This window comes from Thermomonospora catenispora, from assembly GCF_006363815.1.
Lineage (GTDB): Bacteria > Actinomycetota > Actinomycetes > Streptosporangiales > Streptosporangiaceae > Thermomonospora > Thermomonospora catenispora.
Map to the genome: position 1 here is coordinate 1 of NZ_RRYT01000033.1, position 16,855 is coordinate 16,855.

The window sequence follows — 16,855 nt, forward strand, 5'->3', positions numbered from 1 at the left end:
CTCCCTCGCCACCGCCGGGTACGACGGCACCGCAAAGCTGTGGAACGCCAAGACCGGCGATCTCATCACCACCTTCACCGGGCATCGGGAGCGGGTGCTCTCGGTGGCGTTCAGCCCGGACGGCACCATCCTCGCCACCGCCAGCCACGACAGGACCGTGCGGCTGTGGGACACCGCGTCCGGGACGCTCATCACCACCTTGACCGGGCATCGGCGTTCGGTCGGCTCGGTGGCGTTCGGCGCGGACAGCGCCACCCTCGCCACCGCCGGTCACGACGGCGTGGTGCGGCTGTGGGCCATCAGGACGAGGAGGCTGTGGGGCGGCAGGATCGGCAAGGTCCTCGCCTCCTTCACCGCGCACAAGGACTCCATCCGTTCGGTGGCGTTCAGTCCCGACGGCGCCGCCCTGGTCACCACGAGCGAGGACGGCACCGCGAAGCTGTGGTCCGTGCGGCCCGGAGGGCTCATCACCACGTTCACCGGGCATCAGCATTGGGTCTTCTCTGCGGCGTTCAACCCCAACGGCGCCATCCTCGCCACCGGGGGCGGCGACAGGACCGCCAGGCTCTGGAACGTCCGGACCGGCGAGCTCTTGGCCACGTTGGCCGGGCATCGGGACTGGGTCCACTCGGTGGCGTTCAGCCCCGACGGCACCACCCTCGCCACCGCGGGTCATGACGGCGCCGTGCGGTTGTGGGACATCGCGACCGGGGCGCTCATCACCACTCTCATCGGGCATCAGAAGTGGGTCTTCTCGGTGGCGTTCAGCCCCGACGGCGCCTCCCTCGCCACCGCCGGCCAGGACAAGACCGTTCAGCTCTGGCAGCTGAGAGACTGAGGACGGTCCGCCGGCCCGGCGGGGCACGGCCCCGTTCGCCGCCGCGAACCCGGCCGCACCGCCCGTTCTCCACATCACATGTGGACAACCGTGCAGAATGCCCGGAGGTTATCCACAGTCTGTGACCGCATTCGGAGACTTCGTCACCCACCGCATATGCCCTCCCGTCCCCGTCACCGTGGGTCATCGCATCGCCGCCCGCGATATCCACAGCTTGTGGAAAACCCCCTTCACGGAGAGACGGGGCGGAAAGAGGGACCGCTCAAGCCCTCTCGCCCTCGCCGCCATATGAGCCGCCATACGATCGGCATCCTGCGAGGAACGCGGCAAGGAACGCGGCAAGGAATACGGCGCTCCCAGGGAACGGCGCGGTCTTTCTGCCCGTCTGAAGGGGGTCGTCACGTTCGGCCCCGGCCGGGCCGGGATGCGACCCATCGTGCTTCCCGATGCTGGCCGAGCCGATCATGTCGTGGTCCGTCCCGGCGATGACCCGCCGGGACGGCAGGGATGCAGGAGAAGGGGACAACAGATGCCCAAGGGCCGTCTGGCCGCGATGGCGGCGGTGTTGGCGCTGACCGGAACGGTGACCGCCTGCTCGTCGTCCGGCGGTCGATGGTGCGAGCACGACGCCACCGACACCAGGGTCGCCGACCGCTACTGCGAGCAGAACGTCCCCGGTTACGAGTGGGAGGGCGGCGGCAAGAGCAAGAAGAAGAACAAGGCCAAGCACCAGAAGGGGTACAAGCAGAAGTACTGACGAGGCGGCCGGCCTCGGGCGGCCGCCCCCGAGAGGGCCGGATCCTCGACGTCGCCGCGGCGGCTCACGGGCATGAGGACGGCCGCGCGGCGTTCGCCGCGCGGCACGGTCCGCCGCGGCCTCACGGCGCCGGCCGACGCCGAACCGATCCCGTCCACCCCGGCGACAAAAGGTAAGGACGGTGAAGAGACGGGGAGAAGGAAACGGCGGATGCCCAAAGGCCCTCTGGTCGCGACGGCGGCGGCGCTGGCGATGGTCTGCGGGACGCTGACCGCGTGCACGCATACGAGCGACGAGCCGATATGCCGGCGGAGCGCCACCGGCACCCAGGTCCCCGACCGGTACTGCGAGCGCAAAAGCCCCGGCTACGAATGGTGGGGCGGCGCCTGACGGGCGCGTGAAAGGCGCCTGAAGCAGGACGCGACCGGGGGCGGGAGCGTCCCGCTCCCCGCACACGAGTTGACCTCAACCATGGTTGAGGACGCATGCTGGGCCACGCCGGAGCGGCTCGATGTCGACGGAGTGGCCCATGAGCATGGAGATGGTCGCGTGGCGTTCGCTGCGCAACACGGTGACGGCCGAGGAGGCGAACCGGCCGTTCTCCTGGAGGACGCTGCGCCGCATCGGGGGGTTCGTCCGCGGACACCGCTCCAGGCTCGCGGCCTTCCTGCTGCTCAGCACCGTGATCGCGGTGCTGGGGGTGGCGACCCCGGTGCTGGCCGGGCGGGTGGTGAACGCGATCGTCGCGGGCGAGGACGCCGGCCTGGTCGTCGGGCTGGCGGTGCTGATCGCCGCGCTGGCCGTCGCGGAGGCCGGGCTGGGGCTGGTCAACCGGTGGCTGTCGGCGCGGATCGGCGAGGGCCTGATCCTGGATCTGCGCACCGCCGTGTACGACCACGTGCAGCGGATGCCGATCGCGTTCTTCACCCGCACCCGCACCGGCGCGCTGGTCAGCCGGCTGGGCAACGACGTGATCGGGGCGCAGCGGGCGTTCAGCTCCACGCTGTCGCAGGTGGTGGGCAACCTGGTGACGCTGGCCCTCACGCTGGCGGTGATGGTCCGCCTGTCGTGGCAGATCACGCTGCTGGCGCTGCTGATGCTGCCGGTGTTCATCGTGCCCGCCCGGCTGATGGGCCGGCGGCTGGCCCGGCTGGAGCGGGAGGCCGCCGCGCACAACGCCGCGATGAGCGACCGGATGACCGAGCGCTTCTCCGCCCCCGGAGCCACCCTGATCAAGCTGTTCGGCCGGCCCGAACGCGAGTCCGCCGAGTTCGCCGCCCGGGCCGGGCGGGTCGCCGACATCGGGGTCCGCACCGCGATGGTGCAGACCTCCTTCATCACCGCGCTGACGCTGGTGTCGTCGCTGGCCCTGGCCGTGGTGTACGGGCTGGGGGGACTGCACTCGCTGCACGGACGGCTGGACGCCGGCGCGGTGGTGGCGCTGGCGCTGCTGCTGACCCGCCTGTACGCGCCGCTGACCGCGCTGGCCACCGCCCGGGTGGAGGTGATGAGCGCGCTGGTGAGCTTCGAGCGGGTCTTCGAGGTGCTGGACCTGGAGCCGCTGATCGCCGAGCGGTCGGACGCCCGCCCGGTGCCGGACGGCCCGGTGTCGGTGGAGTTCGACCGGGTGGACTTCGCCTACCCGTCCGCCGACCGGGTCTCCCTGGCCTCCCTGGAGGAGGTCGCCGTGCTCGACACCCGGGGCGGGGAGCAGGTGCTGCACGAGGTGTCGTTCCGCGCCGAACCGGGGCAGATGGTGGCTCTGGTGGGCTCCTCCGGTGCGGGCAAGTCGACGATCGCGCAGCTCATCCCCCGGCTGTACGACGCAGACTCAGGAGCGGTGCGGCTGTCGGGGGTGGACGTGCGGGACCTGACGCTGGAGTCGATCCGCGACACGGTCGGGATGGTCACCCAGGACGGCCACCTGTTCCACGACACGATCCGGGAGAACCTGCTGCTGGCGCGGCCCGAGGCCACTGAGGAGGAGCTGTGGGAGGCGCTGCGCCGCGCCCGTCTCGCCGAGCTGGTGGCGTTGCTGCCGGACGGCCTGGACACCGTCGTCGGGGAACGCGGCTACCGGCTGTCGGGCGGGGAGCGGCAGCGGCTCACCATCGCCCGGATCCTGCTGGCCCGGCCCCGGGTGGTGATCCTGGACGAGGCCACCGCGCATCTGGACACCACCTCCGAGGCCGCCGTGCAGGAGGCGCTGACCGAGGCGCTGCGGGGCCGGACCGCGATCGTGATCGCGCATCGCCTGTCCACGATCCGCACCGCCGACCAGATCCTGGTGGTCGAGGGCGGCCGGATCGTCGAGCGCGGCACCCACGAGGAGCTGCTGGCCGCCGGCGGACGCTACAAGGAGCTGCACGACACCCAGTTCGACCGGTCCGCCCCCGCCGCCGCCTGACGCCTCCGGCGTCCCGACCCGGCGCACATTCCATCGCCCCGGCCGGGATGCCGGAATCGGTCAGCGGGAGGAATGCCCGAGGCCTCTTGCCCTATAGGTTTTCCGTACCCGATTCACGGAACCGTCGCGGCGGGGAACACGGTGAACGATCTCAGCGATCCTCCGGCGAGGACGCGGCTCACCACCGGGCCGGGTCCGCTCACCTGGATCAGTTTCGCCCTGATGTGCCTGGTGGGACTGCCTCTCTTCCTGCTCATGACGGCCATCGCGTTCGTATTGTTCGACCCCATGCCGCTCGTGGCGGTCCTCTCCTCGGCCACCGGGCTGCTGGGCCTGTACGCGCTCTACGACTTCGGCTCCCGGGCCTATCGGAAGAGGTACTGGCTGGAGGGCACCGTGCTCATCCAGCGGCGGCTGCACGGCTCACGGCGATGCGACCTGAGCAAGGCCCGCGTCACCATCGAATCCCTCTCGCCGTCGGGCATCCCCGTGCCGCTGCCCCGGCTGACCGCCGTGGAGCCGGGCGGGCGGCCGATCCGGCTGTGGCTGCGCGATCCCGACCGGCGGCAGATCCTGCTGCCGCCCGACGAACTGCGCGCCCTGGCCGCCGCGATCAGCCACGAACGCCCCGGCGTCGAGCAGGTCCGCTCCGTCGCCGAACGACTGCGCCGCATGGCCGACGGTCCCTTCGACATCGCATGAAACCCCGCCGGCGAATCCCGCAGAACGCGCTCAGCGATTTCCAGGAAAGCAAATCGTCGCAGTTCGGGCGGCGCCGACTGTGACGGTTCACCGTCCGGCCGCCGACGGCCGGGAGACACTCCCAATGCGCATCTCTTTTCGCGTCTCTATCACGCGGTAATAATTGCGGGCGATCCCACCCCCCATGGAGGATTCCATGCGTTTGTCCCGTGTCGTGTCCGCGGCCCTGGGGGCGCTCGCCACCGCCGCTCTCACCCTCGTCCCCAGCGGCGTGTCGCAGGCCGCGGTCACCGAATACGTCGCCCTCGGCGACTCCTACTCCTCCGGCACCGGAGCCGGGAACTACATCGACCTGCTCTGCACCAGGAGCGCCAACGCCTATCCGGCGCTGTGGGCGGCGGCCAACCGTCCCGGCTCGTTCAAGTTCGTGGCCTGCGGCGGCGCCAAGATCCCCGACGTGCGCTCCCGGCAGCTGTCGGCGCTCACCGCCAACACCGAGCTGGTCAGCATCAGCATCGGCGGCAACGACGCGGGGTTCGCCTCGACCATGCTGAACTGCAAGTACCTGACGACCTCGGCCTGCCGGCGGGCGATCGAGGACGGCCGCGAGTACGTCGAGGGGCGGCTCCCCGGCGAGCTGGCGTCGCTCTACCAGGAGATCCGCAACCGCGCTCCGCGCGCCAAGGTCGTCGTGCTGGGCTACCCGTACCTGTATGAGACCGGCGGCATCTGCCTGGAGATGAACTCCACCAAGCGGCAGCTGCTCAAGGACGGCGCCGACACCCTCAACAACGTGATCGCGGCCGCCGCCCGCGACGCCGGGTTCACCTTCGCCGACGCCCGCCCGGCCTTCGCCGGCCACGGCATCTGCGCCTCCCAGGAGTGGATCGACCCGGGCAACGTCCACCCGACCGCCACCGGTCACGCCCAGGGTTACCTGCCCCTCCTCACCGCCGCCGCCGGGGCGTGACGCTCCGGCCCACGACGTCCCCCCTCTGCGACTCGGCCCGCCACGGGCCGCATGACCCGGCCTGGCCGCGGACGCCCGCGGCCAGGCCGTTCCACGTTCCGGCGCGGATGAGGGGTCAGCGCAGGTGGGGGGCGATGCGGCGGAGCGCGGCGGCCGCATCCGGCTCGGCGGACAGCGCGGCCGCCAGCAGCAGCCGGGCCTTGGGCGCCCGGAGGGGCCCGGCGAAGACGGCGCCGGCCTCGGCCAGATCGGCGCCGCCGCCCGCCCCGTACACCGGCGCGCTCGGGCCGTCGAAGCAGCGCGAGGCGACCAGCACGGGGATCCCCTCGGCCGTGCAGACGCGCACCTCGCGCAGCACGCCGGGGGTGGGGTTGCCGGCGCCGAGGGCCTGCAGCACCAGGCCTTGTGCCCCCGCGGCGCGGCAGGCGGCGATCTGCACCCCGTCGGCGCCCAGATAGACCGGGACGATGTCCACCCGGGCCTCCAGCCCGCCCAGCTCCTCCAGGGCGAAGCCCGGCGGGCGGTGCGCGGGCGCGGTCACCTCCACCTCCTCCCCGTTCACCCGTCCCACCGGGCCGTGCCCGGGGGAGGCGAACGCGGCCGGGGCGAGCGTGTGGGCCTTGGTCGCGTGCCGGGCGGCGTGGATCGTCCCGCCCATCACGATGAGCGACCCCAGCGACCTGCTCTGCGGGGTGGCGGCCACCCGCACGGCGTCGGCGAGGTTGCCGGGGCCGTCCGCGTCGGGGGCGGAGGCGTGCCGCTGGGCGCCGGTGAAGACCACCGGCCGGTCGTCGTCGAGCACCAGGTCCACCAGGTAGGCGGTCTCCTCCATGGTGTCGGTGCCGTGCGTGACGACCACCCCGTCCACGGCGGGATCGGCCAGCTCGGCCAGGACGGCGGAGGCGATGCGCACCGCGTCGGCCGGGGCGAGGTTGAAGCTGTGGGCCAGCATGACCTCCCGCACCCGGGCGGCCCCGACGGAGGCGGCCAGTTCCCCGCCCGGCACGGCCACCCGCACCCCGCCCTCGGGGGCGGGACGGGAGGCGATCGTTCCTCCGGTGGTCAGCACGCTGACCCGCGCATCGGTCACGACGTCGATCATCGCACCACCGGCTCCGCCGCGCGTCCCGCCCGCACCCGGGCCCGGGCCCGGGTCGCCAGCAGGTAGTACAGCCCGCCCGCGACCAGGCCCCCCGACAGCCAGGAGAAGTCGGTGTCGCCCAGGGCCCGCGCGATCGGCCCCTGCAGGGCGGGCACCATGCCGTACTGCCAGGCCCATCCGGCGACCAGCCCGAGCCCCAGCCCGATCATCGCCGGGCGGTGCACCTCGTCGCCGTCCCGGTAGAGCTCGGCGACGTCGATCCGGCCGCGCTCGAGGACGAAGAAGTGCACCAGGACGATCGCCGCCCACGGGCTGATCCACACCAGGATCGACACCATCCAGTGGTCGAACGCCTGGGCGAAGCTGTCGGCCTGCACGAACACCGCCAGCACCGCCGAGGCCACCGCCCCGGCGATCGCGGTCAGCTTCCACCGCTCGATCCGGACGCCCACCGACAGGGCGGCCAGCGAGCACGAGTACAGGTTGAGGATGTTGGTGGCCACCGGCCCGTGCATGATCAGCAGCAGCACCGGCAGCGCCATCACCCCGAACGTCCCGGTCACCAGGCTGGAGGGGTCGCTGCCGGTGCCGGCGCTGGCCAGGCAGGCGCCCAGCGCCGCCAGCCACACCGTGGGCACGTACATCCCCAGCGCGGTGGCCCAGAACACGGTGCGGTCCGAGGCGTCGGGGCGCACGAAGCGGCTGTAGTCGGCCGAGTACGGCAGCCAGCTGATGCCCCAGCCGATGCCGATCGCGGTGAGGAGCTGGGTGACGGCGGTGAACTTCTCGGCCGGGCCCTCGGCGGTGGCGGCGGTCCAGTCCGGTTCGGCCTGGCCGAGTGCCAGCACCGTCATCACCGCCATCACCGCCACGGTGGCCGGAACGGTCCACTTCTCGAAGGTGCGGATCGCGTAGAAGCCGTAGAGCGCCAGGCCGAGCTGGACCGCCATGATCACCGCGGCGACCAGGTACTTCAGCCCGGTGCCGCCGTGCACGCCCAGCTGCGCGCAGATCTCGATGACCAGGTCGAGCACCACCCAGGTGTTGACCCCGACCCAGCCCATGGTGAGCAGCCCCTGCACGATGCCGGGGACGAGCGCGCCGCGCCGCCCGAACGGCCCGCGGGCCAGCACCATCTGGTTGACGCCGGTGCGGTGGCCCATCACGTTGAACAGGCCGAAGATCGCGCAGCCGACCAGGTTGCCCAGGGCCACCACGATCAGGGTCTCTACCAGGCTCAGTCCCAGCGTGACGCCCAGGGCGCCGAGCACCCAGTTGATCGGGGCGATGTTGGCCCCCGACCAGATCCAGAACTGCTGCCAGGGGGTGGAGTCCCGGGAGGCCGCCGGGATCGGCTCGATGCCGTGCTCGTCGAAGCGTGTGGTCGTGGACATGGCTTCCTCCGTCCGTGATGCGCACCACACAAGCAGCGGCCCGAGCCGCACTGAAGTGGAGGATCATCCACTGATCCGAGGTCTTTCTGGTTGAATGCACAAGGTGTTCACGGTGCGGACGCTGCTGGAGGACCCGGCGCTGGAGCTGCGGCTGCTGGTGCCCGGACCGGAGGGGGCGCTGGACGAGCCGGTCGCCTGGGTCCACAACACCGAGCTGCCCGATCCCTCGCGCTATGTGCGGCGGCGGGAACTGGTGCTGACCAACGGGCTGTGGGCCGACCGGGTCTCCCCCGAGGAGTTCGTGGCGAACGTCCGCCGCGCCGACGCCGCGGGCATCGTCTTCGGGCTCCGCCAGGAGACCCCCGCCACCCCGCCCGCCCTCATCGAGGCGTGCCGCACCGCCCGGGTGCCGCTGCTGGAGATCTCCCCCGCCGTCCCGTTCACCGCGATCTCCGAGAAGGTCGCCGCCCTCTACACCGAGGAGCGTCAGTCCGCCCTGGTCGGCATGGTGCGGCGCGGGGACGCGCTGGCCACCGCCATCTCCCGGGGCGCGGGCGCGTCCGGCGTCCTCCAGGTGCTCCGCCGGGAACACGAACTGCCGCTGGCGGTGGTCGACCGGATGGGCCGGCTGCTGGCCGCCGCCGGAGCCGACCTGGGCCCGGACGCGCTGCGCGCGGTGGCCGCCGGGCTGGCCCACCACCCCCCGCCGCTGGAACTGGACCTGGGATCCGCCGGTCGCGCCGCGTTGTTCCTGGTGGGCGCGGTGGGAGACGTGGACGCCGCGCTGGTGTGCCTGCGCCCGGTGCACGAGCTGTCCACCACCGAACAGGGCGCGTTGGAGCAGGCCGCCCGCTTCCTCAGCCTGGAGGTCGCCAAACAGCAGGCGGTGCAGGCGATCGAGATGCGCTTCGCCAGCGAGCTGCTGGAGATGGTGCTGTCGGGCGGCGCCCGGGCGGCCGAGGTCCCCGGACGGCTCCGCGCGTTCGGCGTGGACCCCGACGGGCCGCTGGCGGTGTGGGCGGTGGCGTTCGCCGGGGCGGAGGCGACGCTGCCGGGGCTGGCCGAAGTGGTGGGCGAGTTCTTCGCCGCCGAAGGCGTCCCCGCCGTGGTGACCGCGGGATCCCAGGACGTGGTGGCCGTGCTGTCCGGACGCGGCCCCGAGCACCCGCTGGCCGAACGGCTCGCCGCCGCCATCGGCGACCGGTTCGCCGACCGCCGCCCGGTCATCGGCCTGGGCGGCACCGCCCACGGCTCGGCCTCCCTCCGCGAACCCCTCGTGCGCTCCCGCGAGGTCTGCCGCACCCTGCGCCGCACCGCCGCCGGCCCCACCGTCCGCGCCTACGCCGATCTGGGCACCTACCGGCTGCTGCTGAGCACGCACAACCCCGACACCCTGCGCGTCCTCATCGACACCGTGCTGACCCCCATCCGCGACCACGACGCCGCCCGAGGCGGCGACCTGGAGAAGACCCTCCGCGCCTACCTGGACCACGACGGTCACTGGGCCGCCACCGCCGCGGCCCTCCACGTGCACGTCAACACCCTGCGCAACCGCCTGGCCAAGATCGCCGACCTCACCGGCCGCGACGTCAACCGCACCCCCGACCGGGTCGACCTCTTCCTCGCCCTGGAGGCCGCCGACCTGCTGTGACGGCCTCCAGGGCGGCGGACGTCAGTCGGGGTGGACGGCCGGATCGACCGCGGGCGGCCGATGCGGCCGGGAGGCGATCCCCTGGTCGGCCGCGGCCGCCGCGGCGATGTCACGGCAGCGGGCGAAGGAGACGTCGCCGCACTCGCGGGCGTACTCGATGAAGGACCGCAGCGCCCGGGCACGGCCCGGACGACCGGACAGGAACGGGTGCGCGCACAGGTTGAACAGGCAGCGGTAGTGCCGCATGCCGTCCAGCTCGGCCCGCCACAGCTCCAGCACCTTGGCCGGAGACTCGATGACGGACCCGATGTGCGGCTCGGGAAGGTAGGCGTACTGCTCCCAGTCGTCCAGCGACCAGTGCACCGGCAGCTCGATCACCTCGCCGGCGGCGGTGGGCACCCGGTACGGGCGGTCGTCCCCCATCAGGGAGGAGTCGTAGCGCAGGCCGTACTCGGCGACCAGCTCCGTGGTCAGCCAGGTGGCCTCCCACAGCGCCGCCCGATGCCCGACGATCTCGATGCCCTGGGCCTGGAAGACCTCCAGGGCGCGCTCGAAATCGGCCCGCTCCTCCTGCGGGGTCAGCGACGTGGGCGGCCGGTGGGAGTAGGAGTGGTGCGCCACCTCATGACCGCGTTCGACGATCGAGGCGGCCAGGCCGGGCCGATGCTCGGCCACCCAGCCCGGCACGAAGAACGTCGCCGGCACCTCCATCTCCTCCAGCAGGTCCAGGATGCGGGGCAACCCCACGTCCGGGCCGTAGGACTGGTGCGACATCGTGCCGGCGTGCCGACCGTACCGGCCGCCGTGGGCGAGGATCGGCGTCTCGGCGTCCACGTCGAAGGTCAGCGCGACCACCGCCGCCGCGCCGCCGTGCCAGGTGTCGTTCATTACTCGTCCCGTGTCATGAGCCGCCAGCGGCGGGCGTTGTCGAGGGTGACGAACGGCTCCAGCATCTCGCGGTCGAACGACCGGAGCGGCTGCCCGGCGGCCAGCCGGCGCGGCAGATCGGGGTTGGCCAACGCGCCGTGCCCCAGGGACAGGAAGTCGGCGTGCCCGTCGCCCAGGACCTGCGCGGCGCGCTGCGGGTCGTGCATGCCGCCGTTGGCGATCACCGGGACGCCGCCGACCCGGCGGGCCAGCCCGGTGACGGTGACGCCGCCGTCCAGCTGCGCCGTCTCCAGCCAGTCCCGGCCCTCGCTGGCGATGTGCAGATAGGAGGCGCCCGCGGCGGCCAGCGCGGAGAAGATGATCTCCGCGTCGTGGTTGCGGCCCGGCCAGCGGTACTCGAAGTCGTTCACCTTGGTCTGCGACAGCCGCACCCCGACCGTCCAGTCCTCGCCCACCTCGGTCCGGATCGCCGCGACCACCTCGGCGGTCAGCCTGATCCGGTTGGCGACCGGCCCGCCGTAGGCGTCCTCCCGCCGGTTGGTGTAGTCGGTGAGGAACTGGTCCAGCAGATAGCCGTTGGCGCCGTGCACCTCCACGCCGTCGAACCCGGCCTGACGCGCGTTCGCCGCCGCGGTGACGAAGCCGGTGACGGCCTCCTTGATGTCCACGGCGCTCATCTCCCGCGGCACCGGCCACGGCCCGTGCCCGCCGTAGGCGGGCATCATCTCCCCGCGCGGACGCACCGCCGACGGCCCGGCGGTCTGCGGGGTGTAGCGGTTGCCCTGCGACAGCGCGCCCGCGTGCATCAGCTGCAGGACGATCCGCCCGCCGGCCTCGTGCACCCGGCGGGTCACCTCCCGCCAGCCCTGGACGTGTCCTTCGTTCACGATGCCGGGCTGGTTGAGGTAGCCCTGGCTGTAGGCGGTGTCGGTGTAGGTGCCCTCGGTGACGATCAGGCCGAACCCGCCCTCGGCGTACTCGGCGTAGTACTCGGCCATCTCCTCGGTCGGCGTCCCGTCGGGCAGCGCCGACACCCGTGTCATCGGCGCCACCACCAGCCGGTTGGGCAGCTCCAGCTCACCGATCCGGCCCGGATCCAGCGCTGTGGTCATCTCGCGTCGTCTTCCTTCCTCACTGCAGTACGTCGATGGCCAGCGGCGAGGGGCCGCCGTCGTTGATGCCGACCAGGTCCTGCGGGCAGGCCGAGACCACCACCACGCAGTCCATGGCGGCCTCGAAGGTGATGGAGTCCCCCGCGCGGCTCGCGGCGGGCAGCCACTCCAGCCGGCCCGAGTCCGTCACCGGGATCCGCATGAACACGTTCACCGGCTGGGGCGTGACCGCGACGGCCATCCCCAGCCCGGCCAGCGCCCGGTCGAGGTTCTCGGCGCAGGAGGCGTGGCCGGGGGCCGCCCCGAGCGCCGCGTACCGGGCGGGGTCGCAGGCGGCGATGAGCATGTCGTGCTCACCCGGGGAGGTGTCCTCGACCAGGGTGAGGATCGGCCGCCGCCGATTGGTCACGAACGCCTCGCCCACCCGGGGGAACAGCCGGCTCGTCACGGCCCGGGTGTGGGAGGCCGACAGGTGCTCGGCGGCGTCGCCGTCCGCGAAGGCGAACAGGTCGCCCACCTGTCCGCCCTCCAGGTCGACCACCCGCACCCGCCGCCCGGCGGCCACCCGCACCGCCCGCCCCTCCCGGGCGGGCACCACCGTCCGGTGCGTCTTCAGCTCCATGCCGTCCAGCACAACACCGGCGACGCCACAGTGGCGATGGAGCTTCCTCCACGTTCAGCGGCGTCACATGGAGGTTTCTCCACACCCGGAGGGGTGTCCTTGCGGTTCGATCGCGCGCCGCCCACGGGCCGCAACGCCCGCGGCGAAGGCGAGAACACGGAACGACAGACGATGCGACGACGCGGAAGGAGAGCAAAACGCCTCTTCGGCGGAGGGCTCGGCCGGCCGTCCGGCCAGAGCACGACCGGCCGCCGGACACGGACGCCGCCCAGAACGCCCCGACGGCCCGCGGCCCTCCCTCACGACGGTGCCGCCCACCGACACGCGCGCCCGCGCCTCGGACGCACCGGAACGCCCCGACCGCGCTCGGGAGGACGACGCGATCGGGGGACGACGAGGAGAAGCCCCACCGGGACGGCGCGCTCCGGCCCGGTGAGGCCCGGCTCATCCTGAGGAGAGCTCGATCCAGATCTGGTCGGCCTGCCCCAGCAGCCGCCCGTCCTCTCCATAGGCGGTGCTGGCGGTGAACGTCTTGCGTCCCTCGCGCCGCAGCAGCCGCCCCAGCACGACGCAGCGTTCCCCCGCCTCGGGCACCGCGACCACCCGGACCGTCATCGTGCCCAGCAGCGAAGGACGCGTCAGCAGGTCGGTGGCCCAGCCGCCCGGGCAGTCCAGCGCCGCGCCGACGATCTCGGGCCCCGGCTCCGGCGACGCACCCGGCGTCCACGGGGTCGCCACCGTGTGCTCGCCCACCGGGCCCGGCGCCAGTCCCAGCCCGTCCGTGCGGGCGGGCCCGCACACGAAGCATTGCGCGAACGGGGTGTCCCCGCTCCGGCCCGGGTATCCGGCCGTCGCCGCGACCGCCGTCTCATACGGCACGGGCGGGATCGGCGCGGCCTCGACCTCGCCGGGCATCGCCTCGGCCAGCAGCCGTTCGCCCTCCTGCAGCCGCAACCGCCCCTCGGAGACGGTCACCTGCAGCGGCGCATCCAGCGGGATCGGGTTGCGCAGCACCACGGTCACGCCCTCGGCCACGCCCTGCGGCCCGGCGAGCCGCACCGCCAGCCGCCCCGTCACATAGCCCCCGTTCCCCGAGTCCGGCGGCCCGTTGAACCGGCGGGGGATGATCAGCGAATCCGTCACGCCGACGAGGGTAAATCCGGCATATCGATGGCCGGGAGCCGGGTGCCGCCTTCCGGTTCGGCGTCCCGCCCCGGCGCCGCCCCGGCCGGAACGCCTGCGACCCCCCGCGACCTCTCACGACCCCTCACGGCCTCTCACGGCCTCTCATGGCCTCTCATGGCCTCTCGCGGCTTCTCGCGGACTCCCGCGGTCTCCGCGGCGGCGATCCCGTGACAACGGGCCGATCCCCGCGTTCTTCCCTAGCCTGATCCCATCGCGGCGGCGCCCCGGCGAGCGCCGGGCGCGCCGCTCCTCCGGCCCGGACGATGGGAGAGGCGATGGAGATCCGGACGTTCACCGAAGCCGATCGCGAAGAGCTGCGGGAGCTGTTCGAACGGGCGGGCGAGGGCGCCCCCACCGCCTCCCTGTGGGGGCATCCGGAGTCTGAGGCGGAGGTCTACCTGTACCCCTACATGGAGCTGGAGCCGGAGTCGCTGTTCATCGCCGTGCGCGACGGCGCGATGGTCGGCTACCTGACCGGATGCCTGGACACCGCGGCGTTCCCCCGCGAGGACAAGCTGCTGGAACAGGCCGTCCGCAAGCACCGGCTGCTGCTGCGCCCCGGCCCGGTGGCCTTCTTCGCCCGCACCCTTCTCGACACGGCGTGGGCGGCGATCCGCCGGCGGCCGACCGCCTCGGGCTTCACCGACCCGCGCTGGCCCGCGCACCTGCACATCAACGTCGCCCCCGAGGCCCGCGGGACGGGCGCGGCGGACGGTCTGATGCGGGCCTGGCAGGACCGGCTCCGCGAGACCGGCTCCCCCGGATGCCATCTGCAGACCCTGGTGGAGAACACCCGCGCCGTCCGCTTCTTCGAACGCATGGGCTTCGTCAAGCACGGCCCGACCCCGGTCGTCGCCGGCATCCGCCACGAAGGCAGGCGCCTCCACCAGCAGACGATGGTCTGGTCCCCCTGACCGGGCCGCCCTCACCCGGCATCGGCCCCGAACGCGACGGGCCCGGTCGTCACCGCCGGCCGGATGCGGGGCGCGACGGCGATCCGGGTCCCACGGCGGCGTGCACGATCCCCGCACCGGCGTGCACGGACGGCGACGCAGAGCACGCGCCATCGCCTGCGGTCTCGCGCGGGGTCGCACGTGGTCGCGTGCGGAGTCGCCTGCGGTGTCGCCTGCGCGGTGTCGCCTGTGGTGCCGGGAGTGCTCCTCACAGGGCCGTGGGCGGGGTGTAGGGGGCGCCGACCCTAGCGTGGGCCTCCTCGATCGGACGCCAGCGGACGCCGGAGCGGAGGACGCGGGTGATGGCGATGCCGGCGGCGCGGGCCGCCAGGGGGCCGACGGGGGTGCGGGGGTGGAGCCCCAGCAGCCGCTTGGCCCACGGGGGCAACAGGTCGGTGGCGACCCGGCTGATGATCTGGCTGCCGACCCGCGCGGCCGGGTCGTTGCCGTAGGCGCCGCGCAGGAAGCGCACCGCCTCCAGCGTCTCCTCGCTGACGGTCAGGCGGGGGCGCATCATCGCGAAGTACTCCCGGACCTCCTCGCGGGTCCTGGGGATCCGGGCGGGGTCGGCGCCCAGCCGTTCGTTGATGACGGCGTAGTCGGCGAGGTAGCGGTCCAGGTCCTTGCCGCGCAGCGGCCTGGGGTGGTAGCGGACGTGGGCGCGCAGGGCCGAGTAGGCCTGGGTGACGCCGGTCCAGATGATGTCCTCGGACCGGGTGGCCGAGTACGGGCGGCCGTCGGGCATGGTGCCCTGTACGCGCTTGTGCATCGCGCGGACGGTGGCGCAGAGCTTGTCGGCGACCGGGGTGGAGCCGTAGGTCACGCCCATCACGAAGCTGGCGGTGAACCCGAGTCGCCGGATGGGGTCCTGCAGGTAGTCGGAGTGCCGGTTGGTGCCGTGCGTGACCGGCTCGTTCAGGGTGCCCAGGAGCAGGCCGGAGACGCCGCCCAGCACTCCGGACACGTCGCCGTGGACGTACCAGATGGCCGAGCCGGGGCCGAAGTAGCCGGGGTCGCCCACCGGCTCGGTGTACTGCTCTCCCGGCAGGTGGGCGGAGGCCAGCAGGGACCAGTAGGACTTGTCGATCGCATCGCGCAGCGTCATAAGCGCATGCTTACACCGCATGAGACAAGGAGCAAGCCTTGTCTCATGTAGCACCCATCACGCTTCTCTCCGCCGGGCGGACGCCGCGACCCCGCCGCCCTCCGTGCTCCTCGCGCCGCTCTCCCCCGGCGCCCTGCCGGGTTCAGCCCGGATCGGCCTCCAGACGCACGATCTCGCCGATCTCCAAGGCCACATAGCAGGCCCCGTCGGGCCCGACGGTGATGCCGTGCGGCTCACAGGAACGCGACGGAAGGTCATGCTCCCGGACCCGGCCGTCAGGGGCGATGAACCCGACGCGACCGGTCGCCCATGCGGTGAACCAGCAGCCGCCCGCCGCACCGGCCACGAGCGCATGCGGCCGGCAGGCCGGATCGGCGAGCGGGAACTCCTCGATGCTCCCGTCCACGGTGATGCGCCCGATCCGGCCGGCGCCGATCTCGGTGAACCACACCGCGCCGTCCCCGCCGCACGCGATCCCGACGGGTGCGGCGCCCTCGCTCGGAAGCGGATGGATCTCCACCTCCCCGCCGAGGTCGATCCGGCCGATGGCGTTCGCCCGGTTGAGGGTGAACCACAGCGCCCCGTCCGGACCGGCCGCGATCATCGACGGGCAGGCGCCGCCGCGCGGCAGCGGATGCTCGCTCACCCGGCCGTCGACGGTGATGCGCCCGATCCGGTCGGTGTGCATCTGGGTGAACCACAGCGCCCCGTCCGGACCGGCCGTGATCATCGACGGGAAGGCGCCGCCGAGCGGCAGCGGATGCTCGCTCACCCGGCCGTCGACGGTGATGCGCCCGATCCGGTCGGTGTGCATCTGGGTGAACCACAGCGCGCCGTCCCCGCCGCACGCGATCCCGAACGGGCCGCCCTCCGGAACGGCGAACGAGGACGCTTCCCCGTCGACGGTGATGCGCCCGATCCGATGGTCACGGCTGCGGGTGAACCACAACGCCCCGTCGGGCCCCGGCACGATCGACGACGGCCCGCAGTCCGCGCGGTCGAGCCGGTGCGACTCGACCCTCCCGTCGAGGGACAGCCGCCCGATCCGTCCCGCATGGACGAGCGTGAACCACAACGCCCCGTCCGGACCGGTCGTGATCGCATAGGGTCCCGCCTGCGCATCGCCCACGGGGAAACGCCGCATCGAGACGGGGGAAGCGGGCATGCGG

Annotated in this window: 16 protein-coding genes; 8 read left to right on the forward strand and 8 right to left on the reverse strand. The window is 72.9% G+C overall.

What is annotated here, in order from left to right; genetic code table 11:
- The 6 genes from EIO00_RS20170 to EIO00_RS20195 form a co-directional block, all read left to right on the forward strand.
- On the forward strand, nucleotides 1-838 hold an 838-nt coding region (locus tag EIO00_RS20170; RefSeq protein WP_140181320.1), incomplete at its 5' end, for a WD40 repeat domain-containing protein.
- 529 nt (nucleotides 839-1,367) lie between these two features.
- Nucleotides 1,368-1,595: a hypothetical protein gene (locus EIO00_RS20175; RefSeq protein WP_140181322.1), complete on the forward strand. Its 228-nt coding sequence runs from the start codon at nucleotides 1,368-1,370 to the stop codon at nucleotides 1,593-1,595.
- Nucleotides 1,596-1,805: 210 nt separating this feature from the next.
- Entirely contained in the window at nucleotides 1,806-1,985 is a 180-nt protein-coding gene (locus EIO00_RS20180; protein ID WP_140181324.1) for a hypothetical protein, read from the forward strand.
- A gap of 139 nt (nucleotides 1,986-2,124) precedes the next feature.
- Entirely contained in the window at nucleotides 2,125-4,002 is a 1,878-nt protein-coding gene (locus tag EIO00_RS20185) for an ABC transporter ATP-binding protein (protein WP_140181326.1), read from the forward strand.
- A gap of 141 nt (nucleotides 4,003-4,143) precedes the next feature.
- A complete protein-coding gene (locus EIO00_RS20190; RefSeq protein ID WP_140181328.1) occupies nucleotides 4,144-4,704 on the forward strand; it encodes a hypothetical protein in 561 nt (186 codons plus the stop codon).
- A 196-nt stretch (nucleotides 4,705-4,900) separates the two neighbouring features.
- Complete coding sequence (locus tag EIO00_RS20195) at nucleotides 4,901-5,674, forward strand: SGNH/GDSL hydrolase family protein (RefSeq protein ID WP_140181330.1); 774 nt, start codon at nucleotides 4,901-4,903, stop codon at nucleotides 5,672-5,674.
- Between the two features lie 115 nt (nucleotides 5,675-5,789).
- Here EIO00_RS20195 and EIO00_RS20200 read toward each other — a convergent pair whose 3' ends face one another.
- Together EIO00_RS20200 and EIO00_RS20205 are read right to left on the reverse strand one after the other, a co-directional pair.
- Nucleotides 5,790-6,776, reverse strand: coding sequence for an asparaginase (locus EIO00_RS20200; RefSeq protein ID WP_140181332.1), 987 nt, complete (start codon nucleotides 6,774-6,776; stop codon nucleotides 5,790-5,792).
- The gene (locus EIO00_RS20205) at nucleotides 6,773-8,170 is read right to left on the reverse strand and encodes a purine-cytosine permease family protein (protein WP_140181334.1); all 1,398 of its coding nucleotides are present in this window, start codon (nucleotides 8,168-8,170) and stop codon (nucleotides 6,773-6,775) included. The genes EIO00_RS20200 and EIO00_RS20205 overlap by 4 nt, the downstream gene beginning before the upstream one ends.
- A 94-nt stretch (nucleotides 8,171-8,264) precedes the next feature.
- Between EIO00_RS20205 and EIO00_RS20210 the strand changes: the two genes are divergently transcribed.
- Nucleotides 8,265-9,821 (forward strand): PucR family transcriptional regulator, encoded by a 1,557-nt coding sequence (locus EIO00_RS20210; protein ID WP_206664211.1) that lies wholly within the window; start codon nucleotides 8,265-8,267, stop codon nucleotides 9,819-9,821.
- A 21-nt stretch (nucleotides 9,822-9,842) separates the two neighbouring features.
- On the opposite strand, the gene EIO00_RS20215 is transcribed toward EIO00_RS20210, so the two are convergent.
- The 4 genes from EIO00_RS20215 to EIO00_RS20230 form a co-directional block, all read right to left on the reverse strand.
- A complete protein-coding gene (locus tag EIO00_RS20215) occupies nucleotides 9,843-10,709 on the reverse strand; it encodes a polysaccharide deacetylase family protein (RefSeq protein WP_140181336.1) in 867 nt (288 codons plus the stop codon).
- Nucleotides 10,709-11,821 carry an oxidoreductase gene (locus EIO00_RS20220; RefSeq protein WP_140181338.1) on the reverse strand — a complete coding sequence of 371 codons (1,113 nt, stop codon included), beginning with the start codon at nucleotides 11,819-11,821 and terminating at the stop codon, nucleotides 10,709-10,711. The genes EIO00_RS20215 and EIO00_RS20220 overlap by 1 nt, the downstream gene beginning before the upstream one ends.
- 19 nt (nucleotides 11,822-11,840) lie before the next feature.
- Nucleotides 11,841-12,443: a DUF1989 domain-containing protein gene (locus EIO00_RS20225; protein WP_140181340.1), complete on the reverse strand. Its 603-nt coding sequence runs from the start codon at nucleotides 12,441-12,443 to the stop codon at nucleotides 11,841-11,843.
- A gap of 444 nt (nucleotides 12,444-12,887) precedes the next feature.
- Nucleotides 12,888-13,586 carry a hypothetical protein gene (locus EIO00_RS20230; protein WP_140181342.1) on the reverse strand — a complete coding sequence of 233 codons (699 nt, stop codon included), beginning with the start codon at nucleotides 13,584-13,586 and terminating at the stop codon, nucleotides 12,888-12,890.
- Between the two features lie 317 nt (nucleotides 13,587-13,903).
- On the opposite strand from EIO00_RS20230, the gene EIO00_RS20235 reads away from it, so the two are divergent.
- Complete coding sequence (locus tag EIO00_RS20235; RefSeq protein WP_140181344.1) at nucleotides 13,904-14,542, forward strand: GNAT family N-acetyltransferase; 639 nt, start codon at nucleotides 13,904-13,906, stop codon at nucleotides 14,540-14,542.
- Nucleotides 14,543-14,789: 247 nt separating this feature from the next.
- Here EIO00_RS20235 and EIO00_RS20240 read toward each other — a convergent pair whose 3' ends face one another.
- A complete protein-coding gene (locus tag EIO00_RS20240; protein ID WP_161602759.1) occupies nucleotides 14,790-15,686 on the reverse strand; it encodes an oxygenase MpaB family protein in 897 nt (298 codons plus the stop codon).
- Nucleotides 15,687-15,828: 142 nt separating this feature from the next.
- The gene (locus EIO00_RS20245) at nucleotides 15,829-16,851 is read right to left on the reverse strand and encodes a Vgb family protein (protein ID WP_140181348.1); all 1,023 of its coding nucleotides are present in this window, start codon (nucleotides 16,849-16,851) and stop codon (nucleotides 15,829-15,831) included.
- Nucleotides 16,852-16,855 lie beyond the last annotated feature (4 nt).